General features: G+C 64.1%; 18 protein-coding genes. 6 read left to right on the top strand and 12 right to left on the bottom strand.

Annotated elements, in window-relative coordinates; translation table 11 throughout:
- Positions 1 to 61: 61 nt before the first annotated feature.
- Positions 62 to 400 (bottom strand): DUF952 domain-containing protein, encoded by a 339-nt coding sequence (locus tag TRIHO_RS14155; RefSeq protein ID WP_068244949.1) that lies wholly within the window; start codon positions 398 to 400, stop codon positions 62 to 64.
- A 188-nt stretch (positions 401 to 588) separates the two neighbouring features.
- On the opposite strand from TRIHO_RS14155, the gene TRIHO_RS14150 reads away from it, so the two are divergent.
- The 4 genes from TRIHO_RS14150 to TRIHO_RS14135 all read left to right on the top strand — a co-directional run bounded on the left by TRIHO_RS14150 (position 589) and on the right by TRIHO_RS14135 (position 4,559).
- Complete coding sequence (locus tag TRIHO_RS14150; RefSeq protein WP_068244946.1) at positions 589 to 2,169, top strand: bifunctional metallophosphatase/5'-nucleotidase; 1,581 nt, start codon at positions 589 to 591, stop codon at positions 2,167 to 2,169.
- Positions 2,170 to 2,463: 294 nt separating this feature from the next.
- Entirely contained in the window at positions 2,464 to 3,423 is a 960-nt protein-coding gene (locus TRIHO_RS14145) for a calcium-binding protein (RefSeq protein ID WP_068244944.1), read from the top strand.
- Between the two features lie 92 nt (positions 3,424 to 3,515).
- A complete protein-coding gene (locus TRIHO_RS14140; RefSeq protein ID WP_068244941.1) occupies positions 3,516 to 3,818 on the top strand; it encodes a DnaJ family domain-containing protein in 303 nt (100 codons plus the stop codon).
- Positions 3,819 to 3,824: 6 nt separating this feature from the next.
- Positions 3,825 to 4,559 carry an SOS response-associated peptidase gene (locus TRIHO_RS14135; RefSeq protein WP_068244938.1) on the top strand — a complete coding sequence of 245 codons (735 nt, stop codon included), beginning with the start codon at positions 3,825 to 3,827 and terminating at the stop codon, positions 4,557 to 4,559.
- A gap of 22 nt (positions 4,560 to 4,581) precedes the next feature.
- Here TRIHO_RS14135 and TRIHO_RS14130 read toward each other — a convergent pair whose 3' ends face one another.
- Positions 4,582 to 5,061, bottom strand: a complete 480-nt coding sequence (locus tag TRIHO_RS14130) for a MarR family winged helix-turn-helix transcriptional regulator (RefSeq protein ID WP_068244935.1) — start codon at positions 5,059 to 5,061, stop codon at positions 4,582 to 4,584.
- A gap of 189 nt (positions 5,062 to 5,250) precedes the next feature.
- Between TRIHO_RS14130 and mnmH the strand changes: the two genes are divergently transcribed.
- Positions 5,251 to 6,336, top strand: a complete 1,086-nt coding sequence (gene mnmH / locus TRIHO_RS14125; RefSeq protein ID WP_068244932.1) for a tRNA 2-selenouridine(34) synthase MnmH — start codon at positions 5,251 to 5,253, stop codon at positions 6,334 to 6,336.
- Here mnmH and selD read toward each other — a convergent pair.
- Genes selD through TRIHO_RS14090 form a run of 7 tightly spaced genes read right to left on the bottom strand, consistent with a single transcriptional unit; the run spans position 6,299 to position 14,578 of the window.
- Positions 6,299 to 8,485 (bottom strand): selenide, water dikinase SelD, encoded by a 2,187-nt coding sequence (selD, locus tag TRIHO_RS14120; protein ID WP_068244963.1) that lies wholly within the window; start codon positions 8,483 to 8,485, stop codon positions 6,299 to 6,301. The genes mnmH and selD overlap by 38 nt on opposite strands.
- A gap of 60 nt (positions 8,486 to 8,545) precedes the next feature.
- On the bottom strand, positions 8,546 to 8,926 hold the full coding sequence (locus TRIHO_RS14115; protein WP_068244960.1) for a Na+/H+ antiporter subunit G: 381 nt from the start codon (positions 8,924 to 8,926) through the stop codon (positions 8,546 to 8,548).
- A 10-nt stretch (positions 8,927 to 8,936) separates the two neighbouring features.
- Entirely contained in the window at positions 8,937 to 9,206 is a 270-nt protein-coding gene (locus tag TRIHO_RS14110; RefSeq protein WP_068244929.1) for a K+/H+ antiporter subunit F, read from the bottom strand.
- Positions 9,203 to 9,700, bottom strand: a complete 498-nt coding sequence (locus TRIHO_RS14105; RefSeq protein WP_068244926.1) for a Na+/H+ antiporter subunit E — start codon at positions 9,698 to 9,700, stop codon at positions 9,203 to 9,205. Before TRIHO_RS14105 ends, TRIHO_RS14110 begins: the two co-directional genes overlap by 4 nt.
- Entirely contained in the window at positions 9,700 to 11,370 is a 1,671-nt protein-coding gene (locus tag TRIHO_RS14100; RefSeq protein WP_068244924.1) for a monovalent cation/H+ antiporter subunit D, read from the bottom strand. Before TRIHO_RS14100 ends, TRIHO_RS14105 begins: the two co-directional genes overlap by 1 nt.
- A complete protein-coding gene (locus TRIHO_RS14095; protein ID WP_068244923.1) occupies positions 11,367 to 11,720 on the bottom strand; it encodes a Na+/H+ antiporter subunit C in 354 nt (117 codons plus the stop codon). The genes TRIHO_RS14100 and TRIHO_RS14095 overlap by 4 nt, the downstream gene beginning before the upstream one ends.
- A 2-nt stretch (positions 11,721 to 11,722) precedes the next feature.
- Positions 11,723 to 14,578 carry a monovalent cation/H+ antiporter subunit A gene (locus tag TRIHO_RS14090; RefSeq protein ID WP_068244922.1) on the bottom strand — a complete coding sequence of 952 codons (2,856 nt, stop codon included), beginning with the start codon at positions 14,576 to 14,578 and terminating at the stop codon, positions 11,723 to 11,725.
- A gap of 345 nt (positions 14,579 to 14,923) precedes the next feature.
- Here TRIHO_RS14090 and TRIHO_RS14085 point away from each other — a divergent pair, with 345 nt between their 5' ends.
- Entirely contained in the window at positions 14,924 to 15,799 is an 876-nt protein-coding gene (locus TRIHO_RS14085) for an alpha/beta hydrolase family esterase (protein ID WP_068244957.1), read from the top strand.
- A 75-nt stretch (positions 15,800 to 15,874) separates the two neighbouring features.
- Here the strand turns inward: TRIHO_RS14085 and mdoH are convergent, their stop codons facing one another.
- The 3 genes from mdoH to TRIHO_RS14070 are packed head-to-tail and all read right to left on the bottom strand — an operon-like array spanning position 15,875 to position 20,588.
- Positions 15,875 to 17,752, bottom strand: coding sequence for a glucans biosynthesis glucosyltransferase MdoH (gene mdoH / locus TRIHO_RS14080; protein ID WP_068244921.1), 1,878 nt, complete (start codon positions 17,750 to 17,752; stop codon positions 15,875 to 15,877).
- A gap of 5 nt (positions 17,753 to 17,757) precedes the next feature.
- A complete protein-coding gene (locus TRIHO_RS14075; protein WP_068244915.1) occupies positions 17,758 to 19,311 on the bottom strand; it encodes a glucan biosynthesis protein in 1,554 nt (517 codons plus the stop codon).
- Entirely contained in the window at positions 19,308 to 20,588 is a 1,281-nt protein-coding gene (locus tag TRIHO_RS14070; RefSeq protein ID WP_068244912.1) for an OpgC family protein, read from the bottom strand. The genes TRIHO_RS14075 and TRIHO_RS14070 overlap by 4 nt, the downstream gene beginning before the upstream one ends.
- Between the last annotated feature and the right edge of the window lie 11 nt (positions 20,589 to 20,599).

Raw genomic sequence — 20,599 nt, 5'->3', positions numbered from 1 at the left:
GGGCAGGCCTGGGGGAGGGGGCGGCGTCTCAGACCAGTCTCAGACCAGTCTCAGACCAGTCTCAGACCATCTCGGCCGGGAACTGATGGCGACCCTCGACCAGCGGCAGCGGCTTGACCCAGGTCATCTCCTCCAGCCGCAAGGGCCGGTAGAGATGCGGAAACAACGCCCCACCGCGCGACGGCTCCCAGATCAGGGCCTCGCCCAATGCCTCGGCTTCGAAGGCCAGAAGCCACAGCCCCTCGGCCCCGGCGAAATGTTTCGCGGCGGTTTCAGCGGCCTGGGTCGCGGTGGAGAAATGGATGTAGCCGTCCGCAAGGTCCACGGGCGCGCCATTGGTTTCACCGGCGGCCTCAAGGGCGCGCCATTCATCGTCACGGAAAATTTTGTAAATCAGCATGGCGGTGTCATGCCCCCAGTCTACCCTCTTGCGCAAGGGCGCTTATGCAAATGGCAGGTCAAAGTTTCCCTAGGGTCGATCGGGCTCTGTCACGTAAGTTTGTTTTTGACTGTTTGGGCAAAGATCCCGAGTATCAACGTCATAACAACCATCGGTAGCGGTGGCATAACAAGGAGAGGATTTAACCAATGATGACACGTTTCCTGACATCGGTTGCTGCGCTGGGGCTGACAGCCGGCCTGGCGGCTGCGGATTACAAGCTGACCATCCTGCACACCAATGACATCCACAGCCGGATTGAATCGATCAACAAATACGATTCCACCTGCGACGCCGAGGGCGAAGCAGAAGGCAGCTGTTTTGGCGGTGTGGCGCGGGTCAAGGCCAAGGTCGACGAGATGCGTGCCGCGCTTGACGGGCAGAACGTGGTTCTGCTGGATGCGGGCGATCCGTTCCAGGGCTCATTGTTCTATACCACCTACAAAGGTGCCGCCGAGGCCGAATTCATGGAGGCCATCGGCTATGACGCGATGGCGGTGGGCAACCACGAATTCGACGATGGTCCGGCCGGGTTGGAAGCTTTCGTGGATACCGTGTCTTTCCCGGTGATCTCCGGCAACCTTGACCTGACATCAGAGCCGCTGCTGAAGGGCAAGGTGAAGAATCACGTCGTGCTGGAGATCGGTGGCGAGAAGATCGGCATTATCTCCGCGCTGGCCACCGATACGGTCGAAACATCTTCGCCCGGTCCGAATGTGGTCTTTCAGGATGAAATCGACAGCCTGACCGCCGATGTCGAGGCGCTGCAGGCCGAGGGCATCAACAAGATCATTGCGCTGACCCATGTCGGTCTGGCCAAGGATCTGGAAATCGCGGAAAAGGTGCCCGGGCTGGATCTGGTGGTTGGCGGCCATTCGCATACCCTTTTGTCCAACACGTCCGACCGGGCCGCTGGTCCCTATCCGATGATGGCGGGCGGGGTTCCGGTGGTTCAGGCCTATGCTTATTCCAAATATCTGGGCGAGCTGACGGTCACCTTTGATGACGAAGGCAATGTGATCTCTGCCGAAGGCGAGCCGATCTTGCTGGATGCCTCGGTGACACCGGATGCGGATATCGCGGCGCGTGTCGCCGAAATGGGCGCTCCGATCGAGGAAATGAAAACCCGCGTGGTTGCCGAGACCACCGATACCGTCGATGGCTCGCGCGATGTCTGCCGGGCCGGCGAATGTGCGATGGGCAATCTGGTGGCCGATGCCATGCTCGACCGGGTGAAGGATCAGGGCGTCACCATCGCGATCCAGAACGGGGGCGGTCTGCGGTCCTCCATTGATGCGGGCGAAGTGACGATGGGCGAGGTTCTCTCTGTCCTGCCGTTCCAGAACACGCTCTCGACCTTCGAAGTGACCGGCCAGACGATGATCGACGCGCTGGAAAACGGTGTCGGCCAAATCGAAGAGGGCGCCGGCCGCTTCCCGCAGGTGGCGGGGATGAAGTTCACCTTTGATCCCGCTCAGGAACCGGGCGCGCGTATCTCTGACGTGATGGTGATGGAAGGCGACGCCTATGTGGCGATCGACCCGGCCAAAACCTATGGCGTGGTGTCCAACAACTACGTTCGCAACGGCGGGGATGGCTACAAGATGTTCGCCGGCGATGACAAGAACGCCTATGACTTTGGTCCGGATCTGGCCGATGTCGTCGCCGAATACCTTGCCGCATCAGGCCCTTACAGTGCCTATACCGACGGTCGCATCAGCAAGAAGTAAGTCAGCACTTCTGACCCATTGTTTCGTGCGCGAAACAATGGGTCAACATGTGTGACATATCGGTAACATATCATTAACCCCCGTCGGCGCGATCCGGCGGGGGTTAATTCGGGTCACGACCCTAAATCTTTATTCCCCCGCAGCGTAAAATGGGGCATTCATTGGAGAGGAAACGCGGCCCATTTCCCAGAGGGTGCAAATGCGGGCTGCAATCGCCCAATTGCAACAAAATACCTGTGCAGGGTCAGACGATGGGCCATATGGGCCAAGGCATTAAGAAAGAAGGAATTTTCCGTGGCGAATATTACGACGTACAGTGCCTTTAATCTGAACAATCTCAATCTGGGTCTCCTCTACACCAATTATGTGTACAGCTATTTCTCCAATGATGCCCATTACACGTTCGGTGGTGTGACGTATGAGGACGTCCTTGAAATAGAATATTATTACGGCGGATATTACAGCACGATTTTCGGCGGTTCCGGAATTTCGGTGTCCTCGGACGGCATTCCGACCGGCGGGACGGTGACCGGCTTTCTGGATGGCAGCTACTCCGGCGGAGACTTCTATTACTACTACCAGGTGAGCGGCATCGCGATGAGCGCTGTGGCGATTTTTAACGCGTCGGCAACCGCCTCCACCGCGGATGACGCGGCTTTGATGGTGCAGGCGCTGTCTGGCGTGGATGTGTTTTCCTTGTCCGCCTATGCAGATGACGTGCGGGGCTTCGGTGGCAATGATCGTATAAGCGGCAACGGCGGCGATGACACCCTGCGCGGCGATGGCGGCAATGATCTTGTGAACGGCGGCGCCGGTGCGGATCGGCTCTTTGGCGGTGGCGGGCGGGACCGCGTGAACGGGCAGAGTGGCAATGACGATCTGAACGGCGGCGGCGGCGCGGATCGCCTGAGTGGCGGGTCGGGGGATGACCTCCTGTTGGGGCAGAATGGGCGTGATGTGCTGAAGGGCAATCGGGGCAACGATACCCTGAACGGCGGCGGCGGCGACGACAGGCTGGTCGGCGGCGGCGGGCGCGATGTTTTTGTCTTTGGCCGGAACTCTGGCGAGGATACCATCCGCGATTTCAACGATGCGCGGGATCAGATCGAGATCACCAGCGGCGCACGGCGCTATGGCCAATTGGACTTCTCCGACAGCGGCGACGATGTGGTGGTCCGATTCGCCCAGACCACCCTGATACTCGAGGATGTGGAGATCGCGGATCTGACACGGGATGTGTTTGATTTCGTGTAACATGCTGTCGGGAGGCACGGAGCGATGGACCGCGCGCCTGCGGCGGTGTATCTGGGGTTTGACCGACCCGATGCAGGCTTTTTCAAGACGCCATGGACCACCCGCTGATCGACCTTATCAATGCGCGGATCGCACGCGCCGAAACGGAGGGTGCCTTTGATAATCTCAAGGGGGCAGGCCAGCCTTTGCCGCCCTGTGAGGATCCCGAAAACGCGGTGATGAACCGCATTCTGAAGGACAGCGGCGCGGTGCCCGAGGTGGTGTCACTCAGCCGGGAGCTGGCGCGGCTGCGGGCCGAGCTGCGCGAGACGGGAGACCGCACCAAACGGCGCAAGATCATTGCAGACATGTCGCTGACCGAAGCGCGGATCGAACTGGCCCGCAGGCGCGGGTGACGCGGCATGTGTGGCCGGATTTCCAACACCACGCCCGCCGATGCCATGGTGCGGCTCTTTGCGGCGCAGCCTGCCAACACCCTGCCACCGGTGCCGAATTACAATATTTGCCCCACCGACCCGGTGCATGTGGTCCGTGCTTCTGATCTGGGGCGGCGCCTTGTCGCGATGCGTTGGGGGTTCCTGCCCAGCTGGTATGATGCGGAAAACTCTGGTCCGCTGCTGATCAATGCGCGCGCCGAAACCCTGGCCGAAAAACCCGCCTTTCGGGAGGCCTGCCGCGCCCGGCGCTGCCTGATCCCGGCGACGGGGTTTTATGAATGGACCAAGGATGCCGCCGGCCGCCGACTGCCCTGGTACATCCATCGCGCCGATGGCGCGCCTTTGGCCTTTGCCGCAGTCTGGCAAAGCTGGCAGGGGCAAAACAGCCAGGGGCAGGGGCAAGCACAGGCCGATGCCTTTGACACCTGTGCCATCGTCACCACCGCCGCCAACCGGCAGATGGCCGGGCTTCACCACCGGATGCCGCTGATCCTGGCGCCGCAGGACTGGGCGCTGTGGCTGGGGGAGGCGGGCAAGGGGGCGTCGCGCCTGATGCAGCCCGGCCCGGAGGGGGCGCTGGCCTTTCACCGGGTCGATCCCGTGGTCAATTCCAACCGCGCCGCCGGGCCGGACCTGATCGAGCCGTTTGATCCGGACCCCGTCGCGCACCCGCCATCGGACACCGGGCCGCTGATCTGACGGGGCCGCTGCGGCTGTGATGTCAGCTGTGCCAGACCATGCGCGGCGCGTCGTGCTGGTCCTGTTCGGCGCTGAGGACGGCACGGGACAAAAGGCGGATCAGCCGCGCCCGCTCTGCCGCAGTGAGCCCGGCGAGGATCTTGGGCTGAATGGCGATCACATGGGGGCGGACCTCGGTCACCAGCGCGTCGCCGGCCGGCGTCAGATGCAGGTTGCGGGCCCGCCGGTCGGTGCTGCGGACCTGACGCTTGACCAGGCATTTGCTCTCCAGCCGTTCCACCACCTTGCCTAGTGTCGCCCGGTCATAGCCGATCAGCCCGGCCAGGGTCGCCTGATCGACACCGGGATGTGATTGCAGACTGGACAGGGCCGAGAATTGCACCGGCGTCAGGTCATGCCCAGTTGCGGCCATGGTAGACATGAAACGCGCCACGGCCAACTGGTTCAGCCGGCGGATCAGCGTCGCGGGCAACAGCTCGATGTCTACATCCGGGTCCGGCATGGCGGGCTTTCTACGCAACTCAGGGTTTGGGGCCCTCCGGGACGCACCTGGGGGCATTGCGGGCGAACGACATCCGGCCGGGTCTGCAGGTGCGCTGAACGCGGAGGAGTATGCCTCTCTCCAGCCGATCCGGCGCGCTGACGATCAATTTCGGTTTTGTTGTTCCACCCTTGCCGCTAGAGATGGAGCATGTCGCTGACGTTTCAAACACTTTCAGATTTTCTGATCCATGCGCACGATACTGTGATCGACGTGCGCAGCCCGGCCGAATTTGCCGAGGATCATGTGCCGGGGGCGATCAACTTGCCGGTGCTGGACAATGATGAACGCGCCGAGGTTGGCACGATCTATGTGCAGCAGAGCCCCTTTCTGGCGCGCAAGCTGGGGGCGGCGATGGTTTTTCGCAACGCCGCCAACCACATAGAACACCATCTGAGCCATCACGACGGCGGCTGGAAACCGCTGGTCTATTGCTGGCGCGGCGGGCAGCGGTCGGGCAGTTTTACCTGGATGTTGCGGCAGATCGGCTGGCGCGCAGAGGTGGTTGACGGCGGCTATCAATCCTATCGCAGGCTGGTGCATGACGCGCTTTATGTAACGCCGGTGGCGCATCGGCTGGTGCTGCTGGACGGGCTGACCGGCACCGCCAAGACCGAAATCCTGCAGGAGGTCGCGCGTCTGGGCGGGCAGGTTCTGGACCTGGAGGGGCTGGCGCGCCATCGCGGATCCCTGCTGGGCGAGCGAGCCGGCGGCCAGCCCAGCCAGAAACGTTTCGAGAGCGACATCGCCTGTGCCCTGGCCCGGATGGACCTCAGCCGGCCGGTGCTGGTCGAGGCGGAGGCCAGCAAGATCGGGGCCCGGATCCTGCCGCCGTGCCTGTGGGAGGCAATGAAATCAGCGCCGCGCATAGATCTCGATGCGCCCTTTGCGGCGCGCTGTGACTATCTGGTCGCGGCCTATGCGGACATTCTGTCGGATCAGGACAGGCTGCGCCGCCAGCTCGATCCGCTGCGGGTGCATCGCTCTCATGCGGTGGTGGATGACTGGATGGCGCTGATCGAGGCCGGCGACAAGGCGGCGCTGACGGCGCGGCTGATGCAGGACCACTATGACCCCGCCTATCGCAAGGCGCGGGGCCGCTACCGGACCGAAGTTCTTGGTCGGGTCATGTTGCCGGGGCTTGGACAGGCGGACCGGACAGCGGCGGCGGGCGACATCCTGGCACGGCTTGACGCCCTCAGCGCGGCGGCGGTGACGGCGGGTCGCGGAGAATGATGCCATCCCCGGGCCCGCGCATCACGCCGATCTCTGCCGCGCGGTAGCCCTGCGCGCGCAGGCGGGTCAGCAGCATTTCCGACTGTTCCGGCGCGACACAGGCCAAGAGTCCGCCCGAGGTCTGCGGATCAAACAGCAGCGCACGCGCCCCGGTGGCCTGGATCTGCGGCAGGAGGGCGGCGTTTTCCGCAAACAGGCTGGAGCGCACCCCGGCGATGGCCAGTTCTGCCGCGCCCCGCAGTTTGGGCACCGCTTCAAACCGGATCTGGGCGCCAAGGCCCGAAGCAGCGCAGAGCCCCTGCAGATGCCCCAGCAGGCCAAAGCCGGTGACATCGGTCATCGCATGGGCCTCCTCGGCCAGGATCTGGGCCGCCTTTCGCTGGCTCTGGCACATGGTTTCCAGCGCCCCGGCCACCCAGCGCCCGCGCGCCTGACCGGACATTTCGGCGGCCAAAATCGTGCCGGAGCCAATCGGTTTCGTCAGGATCAGATGGTCGCCCGGTCGCGCGCCGGACAGGGTGATCGGGGCGCGGTCACAAAGCCCGGTAAGCGTGAACCCCACCGTCAGCTCGGCCCCGATGGAGGTATGCCCGCCGACGATGGCAACGCCGGCCGCTGCCATCTCCTGATCGGCGGCAGCCATGATTTCAGCCAGTTGCCGTTGCAGCAAGGCAGGCGACTGACGCGGCAGGATCAGCGTCAGGGTGGCCGCCTGCGGCTGTGCCCCCATCGCCCAGATATCGTTCAGCGCATGCTGGGCGCTGATCCGGGTCATGGTGAAGGGATCATTGGTAAAGGCGCGCAGGTGATCGGTGCTGAGGACCTGTGTGACCTCGCCTGTCCGCAGCTGCGCGGCATCGTCGCCGGGCAGGGGCGTGACATCATCGCGGGCGGCGCCGGCGTGGGCGCCGATCCCGTGCCTCAGGCTGCCCCGCCCGACTTTGGAGCCGCAGCCGCCACAGAGCGGTTTGTCGCCCAGGGCGTCGGCCAGGCCCTTGGCGTGAGGCTGCGGCAGGGCGGGTGGCGCCATCACTGGCAGGGCCGCGAATTTCGCCATGAACCGACGGTCGATCCGGTCCTTCAAGTGCCACAGCAGCGGGCCGGCGTAGGACCGGCTGCCCCGGTCGGCCAAGGCGGTTTTCGACCCCATCGAAATCAGCTTGAGATAGTCCGCCTGCGGGCGGTAGCGGCGCATCCGCCCCCCCGACAGGGCCGCGCGGAGGTTGTGGAAAAGCACCGGCGCCTGGCGCACGGCAAAGACGCCGGCCTTGGGGCGCGGGGCAAATGCCATATGCGCGCAGTCACCGCTGGCAAAGATGTCCGGGTCGGAGGTCTGCAGCCTGTCGGTGACCACCAGCGCGCCTTCGTGATGGGTCAGGCCGGTGTCCCGAAGCCAGTCATAGGGGCGCGCGCCGGCGGCTCCGACGGTGAAATCGCTGGCGATCTCGCGGCCGTCCTGCAGGCGCAGGCCGGTTGCGGTGACCTCGGCAAGGGGGGCGTTTTCCAGCACTGTGACCTGCTGCGCCCGCAGCGCCTTTTGCAGACGGGCGATGCTGCGCGGTCCCAGGGCCGAGAGCGCCGCGCCGGCGTCGATCAGCGTGGCCTGGGCCAGTCGGTTCTGTTGGCGCAGGGCATGGGCCATGGCAAGGATCAGCTCGACCCCGGCGACCCCGCCGCCGATGCAGGCAATCCGGGCGGGTCCTGTGCCATCGCGAAACGCCTCCCAGGCGGTTGCAAAGGCGCCAAGCGGTTTCGCCGGCCGGGCGTGTTCGCCAAACCCCGCAAGGGCGGGCATGTCTGAGGTGATGCCAATGTCCACCGAAGCCACGTCATAGGCAATTGCAGGGCGGCCCGGCAGGTGGATCTGTTTGGTCTGTGGGTTGATCGCGGTCGCAGACCCCAGCACCAGCCGCGCCCCGGCAAAGCGGGCCAGTTGCACCAGGTCGATATCCAGCGCCTCGCGCGGGTAATGACCGGCGACAAACCCGGGCAACATGCCGGAATAGGGCGCGGTGGGGCCGGGGTTGATCACGGTCAGACGCACGCCCGCCAGCGGCGCCATCCCCCACATGCGCAGCACCAGCGCATGGCTATGGCCACCGCCCACCAGCACCAGGTCCCGCGTCAGGGGCAGATCGGAATGCGTCATCATCGCGGGCCAGACCTTGCTGTTGGGGACGGGCTGCGGGGCGGTTTCCCGGGGTGGCCGTCAGGCTTTGGGCTGTTCGGTGGGCGGCTGATGCTCTGACTTGTCGTGGGTCGCCCAGAGGGCGCAGGCCCCGGGGCCGGGCAGGTCGCTGGGTTTGGTTTGCTGGTTGATATAGACCTTGGCAAGGAAATTCGCCGTGACCGGCGCCGTGCCCAGCAGGAACAGGGTGATCAGCAGCTCATGCGCCGAGGCATGGCCCTCGTAGGCCCAGGCGTGTGCCATGGAGCCGATCAGAACCCCGCCCACCCCCAGCGTGGTGGCCTTGGTCGGGGCATGCATCCGCGACATCGGGTCGTTGAGTTTCAGCAGACCGAATGAGCCGACAAAGCCGAAGATGCCGCCGGTGACCAGGCTGACAGTGATAAGAAGATCAATGATCATGTCGCGCACCTCACTCGATGATATTGCCGCGCAGCAAGAAGCGCGCATAGGCCACGGTGGAAATAAAGCCGAGCATGGCCATGATCAGCACCGCTTCGAAAAAGATCTCAGATCCGGCAATCACGCCGAACAGCAGCACCAGGGCAATGGCATTGATGAACATGGTGTCCAGCGCCAGGATCCGGTCGGTGATCTCGGTCGCGGTCAGGATCTTCCACAGGTTCATCAGCAGCGCCAGCGCGAAACAGCCAAAGGTAAAGACATAGGCATAGTCGATCATCCGAAGATCTCCTTCAGGCGGGCTTCATAGCGGGTCTTGATCTCGTTCCGGATCTCGTCGACGTCGGGGGCATGCAGGCAATGGACCAGCAGGGAACGCCCCTCAGCCGAGATGTCGGCAGTGAGGGTGCCCGGTGTCATGGTGATGGTGCCCCCCAGCATCGCAATCGCCTCGGGGGTGCGGATGTCCAGCGGGATCTCGACCCAGGCGGGCTTGCGTTTGCTGTTGGGCATGAACAGGACGATCCGGGCAACGGCAAAGTTGGCCACCACGATATCCCACATCACCAGGGCGACATAGGGCACCAGCTTGATCGGGCGCTTCAGCTTGGGCCGGTTGGGCCAATAGGGCTGGGTCGCGACCGGGATCAACAGCCCCAGCACAAAGCCGAACAGCAGTGAATTGAGCGAGAAGCGGTTCACCAGCAGCAGCCAGATCACCGTCAGCATCAGCGTCAGCAGCGGATGCGGCAGCAGGCGGTTCAAAAGCTTCATCAGTGGCTCTCCTCGGTTGCGGTGTCGTCACCGTGGCTGTCGGCGCTGTGATCGTCGGCCTTGTGTTCTGCCGTTGTCTCGTAGGGCGCATCGGTGACCGGGCGGTCGCGATTGGCCAGAACGGTTTCGATATAGGCTTGTGGCGCAAACAGATCCTGGGCCGTGGCGGTGGTGTAGCGGCTCATCGGACCGGCAAAGACGGTGAGCGCGACCAGCCCGGCCAGGAGGGCGAAGAGGGCGACAAAGGGCAGGGCGGCGGGACGCGGTGTCACCGGCGCTGCATTCTGGTCCTCCTCTGACGGGGCGGCGTCGGCGTCGCCCTCGGGCGTGGTCTGGGTGTCATCGGTGCTCAGCCCGTGGGATTTCCAGAAGATCAGCGTGCCGGCACGGGCAAACCCCATGATGGTGACGAGCGAGCTGGCCAGGATCACGGCCCAGATCCAGACCGACAACGCGGAGGTTCGCGCGGCATCAAGGATCAGCAGCTTGCCCAGGAACCCCGACAAGGGCGGCATGCCTGCGGTGGCGATGGCTGCCACGAAGAACAGCACCGAGATCAGGCCGCTTTGCGCCATGACCGGCCTTGCGGAAATGGCACCGCCCTGACGTTCGCGGACCATGTCGGCCACCAGGAACAACGCCGCCGCGGCAAGCGTGGAATGCACCGTGTAATAAAGCGCGGCCGCCGTGGCCTCGGGGGTGAACAGGGCAATCGCGGTCAGCAGCGTGCCGACCGAGGTGATCGCGCCAAAGGACATCAAGCGCCCGATTTCACGCGCGCCAAGGACGCCGATGGCGCCCACCGCAACGGTCAGCAGGGCAGCAGGCAGCAGCCAATCGCCCACCAGACCGGAGACCACCGCAACATCGGGGCCGAAAACAAGCGTGAACATCCGCAGGATCGCATAGGCGCCGACCTTGGTCATGATCGCAAACAGCGCCGCCACCGGCGCCGGGGCATGGGCATAGGAGGCCGGCAGCCAGAAATGCAGCGGCAACAGGGAGGCCTTGATCGCAAAGACCAGCAGCAGCATCACCGCACCGACCCGGATCAGGGCGCTGTCTTCGACCGGAAGCTCGGCCACGCGCAGCGCCAGATCGGCCATGTTGAGGGTGCCGGTGACCGAATAGATGGTGCCGAGCGCAAACAGGAACAGGGTGGAGCCGAGCAGGTTGTAGACCACATATTGCACCCCGGCCTGAAACCGCCGGGTGCCGCCGGCATGGATCATCAGCCCGTAGGAGGCGATCAGCAGCACTTCGAAGAACACGAACAGGTTGAAGGCGTCACCGGTCAGAAATGCCCCAATGATGCCCATCAGCTGAAACTGGTACAGGGGGTGGAAATTCTGCCCGCGTGCGTCCCAGTTGCTGCCGACCGCATAGAGGTTGACCGCAAGCGCCAGCAGCGTCGTCAAGAGCACCATCATGGCCGAGAGCCGGTCCAGCACCAGCACGATGCCAAACGGAGCCTGCCAGTCCCCCAATTCGTAAACCTGCACGGTGCCATCCGCTGCCTGCACCGCAAGGGCCAGGGCGATGGCAACCAGCAGGACGTTGGAGGCAATCGAAAAGATCCGCTGCAGGTCGATGTGGAACCGCAGGGTCATGATGATGAAGGGCGCCACCAGCGCGGGCAGCACGATGGGCGCAATCAGCAAATGGTTCATGCGTCCTCTCCCGGGGTGGCTGGGGTGTCGTCCATGTTGATGCGGTCATCCTTGGCGCTGAGATAGGCGCCGAGCGCCACCATCACCACAACGGCCGTCATCCCGAAAGAGATCACGATGGCCGTCAGCACCAGCGCCTGCGGCAGCGGGTCGGTATAGGGCACATCGGCGTATTTGTTCAGGATCGGCGGTGCGTTGGTGACCAGTCGCCCGGTGGCAAACAGAAACACGTTCACCGCATAAGACAGGAGCGAGGTGCCAAGGATCACCGGAAACGTGCGCCGCCGCAGGATCAGGTAGATCCCGGCAGCGGTCAGTAGGCCGACGGCCGACGCGACAAGAAATTCCATGCTCAGACCTCGTTGGTGTCTTGGGCCGCGCTCTCGCGCGCGGGGTTGATGTCCATGGCGTGTTTGGTGACGGTGCCGGGCTGCCAGGCAAAGCGGCTGAGGCTTTCCAGCGCCAGCATCACCGCGCCGACCACGGCGAGGAATACGCCCAGATCAAACAGGGCTGCGGTGGCCAGTTCGAACTCTTCCAGCGGCGCGATATGGACATAGCCAAACGCGGAGGTCAGGAAGGGTTGCCCGTTGAACCAGGCGCCAAGCCCGGTCGCCGCCGCGATCAGCACGCCAGAGCCGATGATCCCGTGATAGGGGATGCGCTGACGTTCGGTCGCCCAGCCAAAACCAGAAGCCATGTATTGCATGATGACCGCGATCGCCGCCACCAGCCCGGCGATGAAACCACCGCCCGGCAGGTTGTGACCGCGAAAGAAGATATAGGCCGCAACCATCAGCGCCACTGGCATCATCATCCGCGTCACGACAACCATCAGCCCCGGATGGGTATCGCCTGCCTGGGGCATGTCGGGTTCGCGGTTCAGCAGATAGGCGCGCACGCGCGTCGACAGCACCGCTTCGGTCAGGGCAAAGATCACCAATGCGGCAATGCCAAGCACGATGATCTCGCCAAAGGTGTCAAAGCCGCGGAAATCGACCAGGATCACATTGACCACATTGGTGCCGCCGCCGCCCTTGTAGGAATTCGCCAGATGGAATTCGGAAATCGACGGTGCAGCGAAATCGCGCAGCATCAGCGCATAGATCAGCCCGCCCACGCCAAGCCCGCCAATCACCGAGATCACCCCGTCGCGCAGCCGCAGCAGGACCGGGGTCTCGGCCGGGGTTTCCTTGGGCAGGAAGTTCAGCGCCAGCAGCATCAGGATGATGGTCACCACCTCGACCGAGATCTGCGTCAGCGCCAGATCCGGTGCCGAGAGATAGTTGAAGGCCAGCGACACGGCCAGGCCGACGATCCCGATCAGGATCAGGGCCAGAAAGCGTTGCCGGTGGAACAGCACGATACAGCTGGTTGCAACGATCAGGCAGATCCAGACGACCAGCGGCAGAACGCCGATGGCCTGCACCGCCCGGCTGGGCGCGCCGATGGTGCCGGTGGCATAGGCATAGACGGAAATCGCGATGGTAAAGCTGACCATGATCAGCGCGTAGCGGGTCAGCGATCCGTCGTGCAGCCGCCCGGTGATGCCCTGCGACAGGGTGGTGGCCGCCGCGACGACGCGATCAAAGATCACCTTGGCCTCGGGGCGGGGCAGGGCGGTCCAGATCCGCTCCAGCGGGCCATGCAGGGCCAGCAGGACCAGACCGCCAACCACCGCGATGATCGACATATAGAGCGCCGGGGTCACCCCGTGCCAAAGCTTCAGATGGGCATGGGGATGGGCCTGGGTCACGGCACCTGCGGCAGCATCGACAAGCGGGCCGACCATGGTGGCCGAGAACAGCCCGATCAGCACCACCAGCGCCACCAGCAGCGCCGGCGAGGCCCACATGCCAAACCCGGGATCATGGGGCTTGGCCGGGTAATCCGTGCGCTTGGGTCCGAGAAAGACATGACCGATATAGCGGAAGGAATAGGCCGCCGAGAACACCGCCGCGAGGGTCGCAAGCCCGGCGATCAGATAGGGGCTTTGCAGCCAGTAGGTGTGCGAGGCTTCCTCCAGCATCATTTCCTTGGACAGGAAGCCGTTGAGCGGCGGAATGCCTGCCATCGACAGGGCCGCCACGGTGGCGATCACAAAGGTGACCGGCATCAGGTGGCGCAGGCCGCCCAGGCGTTTGATGTCGCGGGTATGGGTCTCGTGGTCGACGATCCCGGCGGACATGAATAGCGCCGCCTTGAACGTGGCATGGTTGATGATGTGGAACACGGCGGCAATCGCGGCCGCCTCGGTGCCAAACCCCAGAAGCATGGTGATCAGGCCCAGATGCGACACGGTGGAGAAGGCCAGCAGCGCCTTGAGGTCGTCCTTGAACAGGGCAATCACCGCGCCGATCACCATGGTCACCAGCCCGGTGGTGGCGACGATATAGAACCATTCCGGCGTGCCCGACAGCACCGGCCACAGGCGGGCCATCAGGAAAAGCCCCGCCTTCACCATGGTGGCAGAGTGCAGATAGGCCGAGACCGGCGTCGGCGCCGCCATCGCATGGGGCAGCCAGAAGTGGAACGGGAACTGCGCCGATTTGGTAAAGGCGCCGATCAGGATCAGGATCAGAGCGGGCAGGTAGAGATCTGACGACTGGATCGCCTCGCGGTTCTGCAGGATCACGCTGATATCATAAGAGCCCGCGATATGGCCAAGGATCAGCATGCCGCCGATCATCGCCAGCCCGCCCATGCCGGTGACGGTCAGCGCCATGCGCGCGCCCTGACGTCCCTCGGGCAGGTGTTTCCAATAGCCGATCAGCAGGAAGGACGACAGCGAGGTCAGTTCCCAGAAAATCAGCAAGAGCAGGATGTTATCGGACAGAACGATACCAACCATCGCGCCCTGGAACAGCAGCAGATAGGTGTAGAATTGCCCCATCGGGTCCTGCCGCGACAGGTAGAACCGCGCATAAAGGATGATCAGCAGCCCGATCCCGAGGATCATGGTGGCAAACAGGAACCCCAGCCCGTCGAGAAAGAAATTCACATGCAGCCCCAGCGCAGGCAGCCAGTCGATGCCGACCTGCACGGTGTCTCCGCGCAGGATCGCCGGGGCGTGCAGCATCAGACCGATGAAGGCCAGGCCTGTGGCCAGAGCGGCAGAGGACGCGCTGGCATTGCGGCCGGCACGAATAAGCAGCGCGGGAAACAGGGCGCCGAGAAAGGGCAGGGCCGCAATCAAGAAAAGGGACACGTCATAACTCTCCTGGTCGGGCAGTTTGATCTTGAAGGCAGAGATTAGGCTGCAAGCTGAGAGCTGACTAAGGAATTTTGCGGTGCTGTTCCAGACATTCCCGACAGAATCTTGCGGAATTCCTGTTGGCCGCGTCGAAATGTAGCCGCCGATACCTGGCGAAATCGTGGGCGGCACACGCGATGTTGATCGCTCTGCGGCCCCGCCAAGGGCAGACGGACGCGGAATGCGTGTTAGAAAACGGACAACGGTCCGGGCAATCGCCCCCTGGTTCGAGGGGGCCATGAGGGAGAGCGGCCCGAGATTTTGGCCGACCGGCCCATGTTCAAACCGACAGGCGGAGCCATGAGACCTATTCCCGAGATTTTTTCAACCGCCGTCCTCAGCGCAGTGGCGATGTTGGTCGCCCCCGCTGCCGCGCAGGCGGGCTGCGGACCTGAGGCAGAGGCCTGCGAGATGATCGGTGGCCGCTATCACCTGGTGCTGCCGGCGGGCGACAGCGTCGGCGGCACCGGTTCGTCCCCGGCGGTGATGTTCCTGCACGGGCACGGCGGGTCTGGTGCGGGGGTGTTGCGGATGACCGGCATGGTGTCGGCGCTGACCGCGCGCGGCTATGCGGTGATCGCGCCGGACGGCGCACCCCGCCCCGGCAGCGGCACGCGCAGCTGGACGTTTCTGGCGGGCAATCCTGAGCGACGCGATGATTTTGCGTTTCTGCCTGCGGTGCTGGAAGATGCGGCGGCGCGCTTTGATATCGACGCCGAATCCTCTGTTCTGGCGGGATTTTCCTCCGGGGCCTTTATGGTGAACTATCTCGCTTGCCAGGACCCGGAGGCCTTTGCCGCCTATTTGCCGGTGTCGGGCGGGTTCTGGCGGCCGCAGCCGACGCATTGCGCGGGTCCGGTCGAACTCTACCACAGTCATGGCTGGAAGGATGGCACCGTTCCGCTGGAGGGCCGGACCCTCGGCGGCGGGCGGTTCATTCAGGGCGACATCTGGGCGGGGCTGGAGCTGTGGCGCGAGACCCTGGGCTGCGGCGGGCATGCGCCGGACCGGATCTGGCAGGCGGGGGCATTGATGTTGCGGCGCTGGTCCTGCGGGACTGGGGCGGAGATCACATTCGAGCTGTTTCCCGGTGGCCATGGCGTGCCTTCGGGCTGGGCGGATCGGGTCTTGGATTGGTATGAAGATCCCATGCGGCGGCGCTCTGCCACCGAGTGATCCTGGCATAACGGCACCCCGGTTTTCACCGGGGAGCGCAGAGCCCCCCGGTGTCAATGCAGTGTCAACAGGGTGTTATTCGGCGGCCTGAACCGGCGCCGCGCTGCCTTGCAGGTTTTGCCGCAAAAGCTGGCGATAGTGGCGTGCGGCCTGGTTGATCTGGGGTTCGTGCAGCACCTCTGCCGTGCCCATCCAGCGGCGTGGCAACCGCAGGCTGGACAGCGCCGAGAGCGGCACCGCCAGCACCAGCGACAGGGCAATTGGCGCCAGCCAGAGCGACACCAGCCCGGAGGCGACCCCCACCCAGAGCGCGATGCCGCTGACGGTTTCCAGCGCATGGCACTGGATCAGGGTGGCAAGGCTGTAGTGGCCGCCTTCGCGTGCCTGCGGTGCCCAGCCTTTCTGCAGGCCAAAGACGGTGCGCAGAACCGCGATCATCTGCTGGATCATCAGGATCGGGGCATAAAGGATCGCCAGCAGGATCTCGGTCAGCATCGACAGCAGGAACTGACCCAGGCCGCCATAATCGGCGATCCGCCGACCGGTCAGCGGCAGGGCTGCCACCGACAGCACCTTGGGCAGCAGCAGCATCGCGTAAATCAGGATGATCACGGCGACATGGCGCGGCTCGCTCATATCCGGCCAGGAGGGGCGCGTCGGGTTGGTTTCTGAGAAATAGGTCAGCACGGAGCCGCCCTCGTCATGGCCGATCAGCGCCCAGATCACCAAGAGGGCGAACCAGACCGGCGCCATCAGATAGCCGATGGCGCCATGGGCCAGGTGGAAACGCGACATCGCGTGAAACCCGGTGGTGCCGAGAATGCGCAAGTGTTGCAGGTTGCCCTGGCACCAGCGGCGGTCCCGCTGGATATGGTCGATCAGGGTGGCAGGCGTTTCCTCGTAGGAGCCCCGGATACGCGGCAGGAACCGCACCCGCCAGCCGGCCCGGCGCAACAGGCCCGCTTCGACAAAATCGTGGCTCATGATGATCGAGGTGCCGCCCGTCAGGGTCGGCAGTTCCGGCAGGCCGGCACAGGCGGCAAAGGCCCGGGTGCGGATGATCGCATTATGGCCCCAATAGTTGCCCTCGTGGCCGGTCCAACGGGCCAGACCTTCGGCCAGCGCCAGACCATAGACGCCATTGGCAAATTGTTGCATGCGGCCAAAAACAGATTGGGCCCCAATGAGTTGCGGGAAGCTCTGGATGAGGCCGGCGGCCGGGTCGCGCGACAGGGCATCGGTCAGGCGCACAATCGCGCGCCCGGTCATCAGGCTGTCGGCGTCCAGCACCAGCATCGCCTCATAGGCACCGCCCCAGCGGGTCACCCAGTCGTGGATATTGCCAACCTTGCGCGCGGTATTCTTGGCCCGGCGGCGATAGTAAAGGGTGATGCCTTCCGGCAATTCGGCATGAAGCGCGCGGACGCTTTGTTCTTCCTGCGCGGCGATCTCCGGGTCGCGGGTATCGGACAGGATAAACATGTCAAAGCGGTGTTTGCCGCCGATCGCGCGCAGCTCTTCCAGCATTGAGCGGGCATTGCCGAGCACATACCAGGGCACCTCGTTATAGACCGGCACCAGGAGCGCCACCCGCATCGGTTTGCGCGGGCCGCGTGCAACCCGTGGCCGGGTTTGCGACAGGCTGAACAAGCCCAGAAGCACGGTGGAGACGGTGAAGGTGATCCAGAAGAAGTTGAAGGCGATCAGCACCAGCAGCACCCATTCCAGTGCCGTGATGCCGTCAGCCATGAACCAGCCTTTCATCACCCAGCCAAGCCCGAGCGTCGCCGCCATGGCAGGCGAAAACGCAAGGATCCGCCAGATGGCGACGTTGGGATGGGCGGCGCTGTCTTCTGGCGCGTCGCTGTCGTGAAACGGGCAGTCGAAGTCCTGTTCCGGCATCGCCAGCGGCGTCTCCGGGGGGACGAGCGGGGGGATCAGATAATCGCGCATGTTACTCACACAGTCCACCGATAAAGCCAGACCTCAGAGGCCGGGGCACCGTCCTTGCGCAGTTGCGCGCGCAGTTCCACATGGGTCTGGTCGCCGGGATCAAAAGAGAACGCCAGCCGCATGCCGCCTGTTTCCGGGTTGCGTTGCAAGATCCCGGCACTGGTGTCCAGATGCGGCGAGGACACATGGATGTCAAAGGCGTCCGGCTCTGCCTCGAACAGGGGGTGCGCTTCGAAGTCGATCACCATCAGGCGGCCCGGATCGCCAAAGATCTTGGCCCCCGAGGCGGTGTCGATCACCCGTGGCAGATCCAGGGCGGGTTCGTCCCCCCAGGACAGGCGATAGGACAGGTCGATCTGCGCGCCGGCTTCGAAAGGAGTTTCGGGGCGCCAATAGGCAACGATGTTGTCGTAGATTTCCTTGTCCGCCGGGATCTCGACCAGGGTGATCGCGCCTTTACCCCAATCGCCCTTGGGTTCCACCCAGAGCGACGGACGGCGATGGTAGTGGGCTTCGAGATCGGCAAAATCCGACAGGTTGCGGGTCCGCTGCATGAGGCCAAAGCCGCGAGGGTTGGTGTCGACAAAGCTGGAGACCTGCAGCCGGGTCGGGTTGGCAAGCGGGCGCCAGATGACCTCGCCATTGCCGTTGCGCAGCAAAAGCCCGTCGCTGTCGTGCACGGCGGGACGGAAATCGTCAAACCGCTGGTGGTTGGTGCCGTCGAACAGGAACATCGAGGTCAGCGGCGCGAGCCCGGCATGGGGCAGGTCCTCGCGGGCAAAAAGCGTCGCTTCGACTTCCATCAAGCAGGGGCTGCCGGGGGTGATGTCGAACCGATAGGCCCCTGTCACCGAAGGGCTGTCCATCAGGGCGTGAACCACCATGTTTTCCTGAAGCGGGCCGGGCGCTTCGAGCCAGAAGCTGACGAATTCCGGGAACTCCTCGCCCTCGGGATCGGCGGTCTTGAGGGCCAGACCACGGGCGGACAGCCCATAGTTGTTGCCATTGGCAATGGCGCGGAAATAGCTCGCGCCCTGGAACACGCAGAATTCGGTTTTCTTGCCGGGGTGATCCGGGTCGTCCAGATCGGTGCGCAGCCGGAAACCGGAATAGCCAAGCGCGCCGTCCCGGGACAGCTCGGGCGAGATCTCCGGGTGTTTGCGGAACCGGTCCATGTCAAAGGGCAGGTTGCTGCTGGTGCCGTCAACCACGGTATGCAGCTGGACCGGACGTTCGAAGTAGAGACCGGGCAGGAAGAAATCGACGTTGTAGCTTCGGTCCGTATCGGCCCAGAGCGCCTTTTTCACATCGAACTGGATCGAGCGGTACTGGTCATAGGTCATGTCCAGCCAGTCCTGCGGCACCTTGCTGCGGGGTTTGAACGGGCGTTCGGCCAGGGCGCGGGCACGGGCGATGACCTCGGCGCGGGAGAACGGCTCTGTCTCGGGCACGGCCGAGCCAGAGGTTGCGGCGTCGGCGGCCTGCAGCGGCGCCATTTGCGACACCAGCGCCAGGGCGGAAGCGGACGAAAAGAAGGCGCGACGGCTCAGATTGCTCATCGTTTGCGTCTCCAAGGTTGGGATTTGAACCAGCCTGCGCCATAGGCACAAGCGATGATAAGAACGAAGCCACAGAGGTTCGCGACAGCGGTCGCGGCAATGCTGCGGTCGGTCTGGTCAAGGGCCGCACCGAGGAACCGGGCCAGCGCCATCGACGTGATAAAGATTGCAAGGCTCTGTTGGCCGACCTTGGTGACCACGGCGAGGATCCCGGTCCAGATGCGAGCCAGAAGCGAGTTGCCCCGCGCATAGAGGTTGCGGCCGCCAGCCCCGGCAACGATCCAGGCCAGATAGGCCAGCGACAGGAAGTGGACGAAGCGCAACAGGCCAAAGTCGGTCTTTTCGCGCCACTCGCCGATCACGCTCCAGACGGGGCGAATGGTGGCACCCAGATCGGGCGCCGCGGCATTGAGCCAGCTGAACACCTTCCAGGAGCCGAACGGGGCCGAGAAGATCAGGAAACAGGCCGCCAGCACCGCAAGGCCCCAGTGCACCGGAGGCTTTGGCAGCCAGCCGGACATGAAGGCAAAGCCGGTAAAGAACAGCAATTGCCAGCCAAAGGGGTTGAAGAACCATTCCCGGTCCGACCAGGGCTCGGCCGGCAGCGACAGGCCGTTGGGGCCAAGGCCCAGCACATAGGGGTTTGCCAGCAGCCACAGGGCCACGGAAAATCCCGCCACGGCCCAGCGGCCGGCGTGCCGCAGCCCCATGACGGCGGGCATCAACGCCAGCACCACCAGATACATCGGCAGGATGTCAAAATAGTTGGGCACATAGGTGAGGGTGAAAATCCCCACCATCTGCGACACGGTGTTGGAAAAGAACGGATGCAGGTTCAGCGAGCCGATATAGCTTTTGTCCGACGCCAGAGTGAGGTCGAGCACCGCCATCGACATGGCAAGAAAGAAGAACAGGCCGATATGAGCCCAGTAGACCTGCCAGCAGCGATAGGCGACCCGCGCGGTGCCCAGCCACCAGCCGTGCCGCGCGAAAGAGCCGCCAAAGGCGATGGCGGAGGCCATGCCAGAGCAGAAGACGAAAATCTCGGTCGCGTCGGAAAAGCCGAAGCGGGCCGGGATCCAGCCGCCCCAGCGGTTGCCGGGAACATGGGCCACGAGGATGATGAACATCGCGATGCCGCGATAAAAATCCAGTCTCGGGTCGCGGGGGCGGGATTGCCCTGCCGGGACCGTTTCCGGGGGCGCGGTCATCGCATTGGCGGCGGCGCGGGACGCGCTCCCCTGATTAGGCGCCGGAAAAGGCGCGATGTCTGCCATCTGTCTCAAAT

This window comes from Tritonibacter horizontis (genome assembly GCF_001518015.1).
GTDB lineage: Bacteria > Pseudomonadota > Alphaproteobacteria > Rhodobacterales > Rhodobacteraceae > Epibacterium > Epibacterium horizontis.
This window is presented reverse-complemented; position numbering and strand designations above follow the sequence as displayed.

Excerpts from the sequence above, each read along its gene's own strand:
- TRIHO_RS14140 (WP_068244941.1), top strand. The coding sequence starts at position 3,516 with ATGGACCACCCGCTGATCGACCTTATCAATGCGCGGATCGCACGCGCC.
- TRIHO_RS14070 (WP_068244912.1), bottom strand. The coding sequence starts at position 20,588 with ATGGCAGACATCGCGCCTTTTCCGGCGCCTAATCAGGGGAGCGCGTCC.
- TRIHO_RS14135 (WP_068244938.1), top strand. The coding sequence starts at position 3,825 with ATGTGTGGCCGGATTTCCAACACCACGCCCGCCGATGCCATGGTGCGG.
- TRIHO_RS14105 (WP_068244926.1), bottom strand. The coding sequence starts at position 9,700 with ATGAAGCTTTTGAACCGCCTGCTGCCGCATCCGCTGCTGACGCTGATG.
- mdoH (WP_068244921.1), bottom strand. The coding sequence starts at position 17,752 with ATGCGCGATTATCTGATCCCCCCGCTCGTCCCCCCGGAGACGCCGCTG.
- TRIHO_RS14155 (WP_068244949.1), bottom strand. The coding sequence starts at position 400 with ATGCTGATTTACAAAATTTTCCGTGACGATGAATGGCGCGCCCTTGAG.
- TRIHO_RS14110 (WP_068244929.1), bottom strand. The coding sequence starts at position 9,206 with ATGATCGACTATGCCTATGTCTTTACCTTTGGCTGTTTCGCGCTGGCG.
- TRIHO_RS14115 (WP_068244960.1), bottom strand. The coding sequence starts at position 8,926 with ATGATCATTGATCTTCTTATCACTGTCAGCCTGGTCACCGGCGGCATC.
- TRIHO_RS14100 (WP_068244924.1), bottom strand. The coding sequence starts at position 11,370 with ATGAACCATTTGCTGATTGCGCCCATCGTGCTGCCCGCGCTGGTGGCG.
- TRIHO_RS14085 (WP_068244957.1), top strand. The coding sequence starts at position 14,924 with ATGAGACCTATTCCCGAGATTTTTTCAACCGCCGTCCTCAGCGCAGTG.
- TRIHO_RS14130 (WP_068244935.1), bottom strand. The coding sequence starts at position 5,061 with ATGCCGGACCCGGATGTAGACATCGAGCTGTTGCCCGCGACGCTGATC.
- mnmH (WP_068244932.1), top strand. The coding sequence starts at position 5,251 with ATGTCGCTGACGTTTCAAACACTTTCAGATTTTCTGATCCATGCGCAC.
- TRIHO_RS14150 (WP_068244946.1), top strand. The coding sequence starts at position 589 with ATGATGACACGTTTCCTGACATCGGTTGCTGCGCTGGGGCTGACAGCC.
- TRIHO_RS14075 (WP_068244915.1), bottom strand. The coding sequence starts at position 19,311 with ATGAGCAATCTGAGCCGTCGCGCCTTCTTTTCGTCCGCTTCCGCCCTG.
- selD (WP_068244963.1), bottom strand. The coding sequence starts at position 8,485 with ATGACGCATTCCGATCTGCCCCTGACGCGGGACCTGGTGCTGGTGGGC.
- TRIHO_RS14095 (WP_068244923.1), bottom strand. The coding sequence starts at position 11,720 with ATGGAATTTCTTGTCGCGTCGGCCGTCGGCCTACTGACCGCTGCCGGG.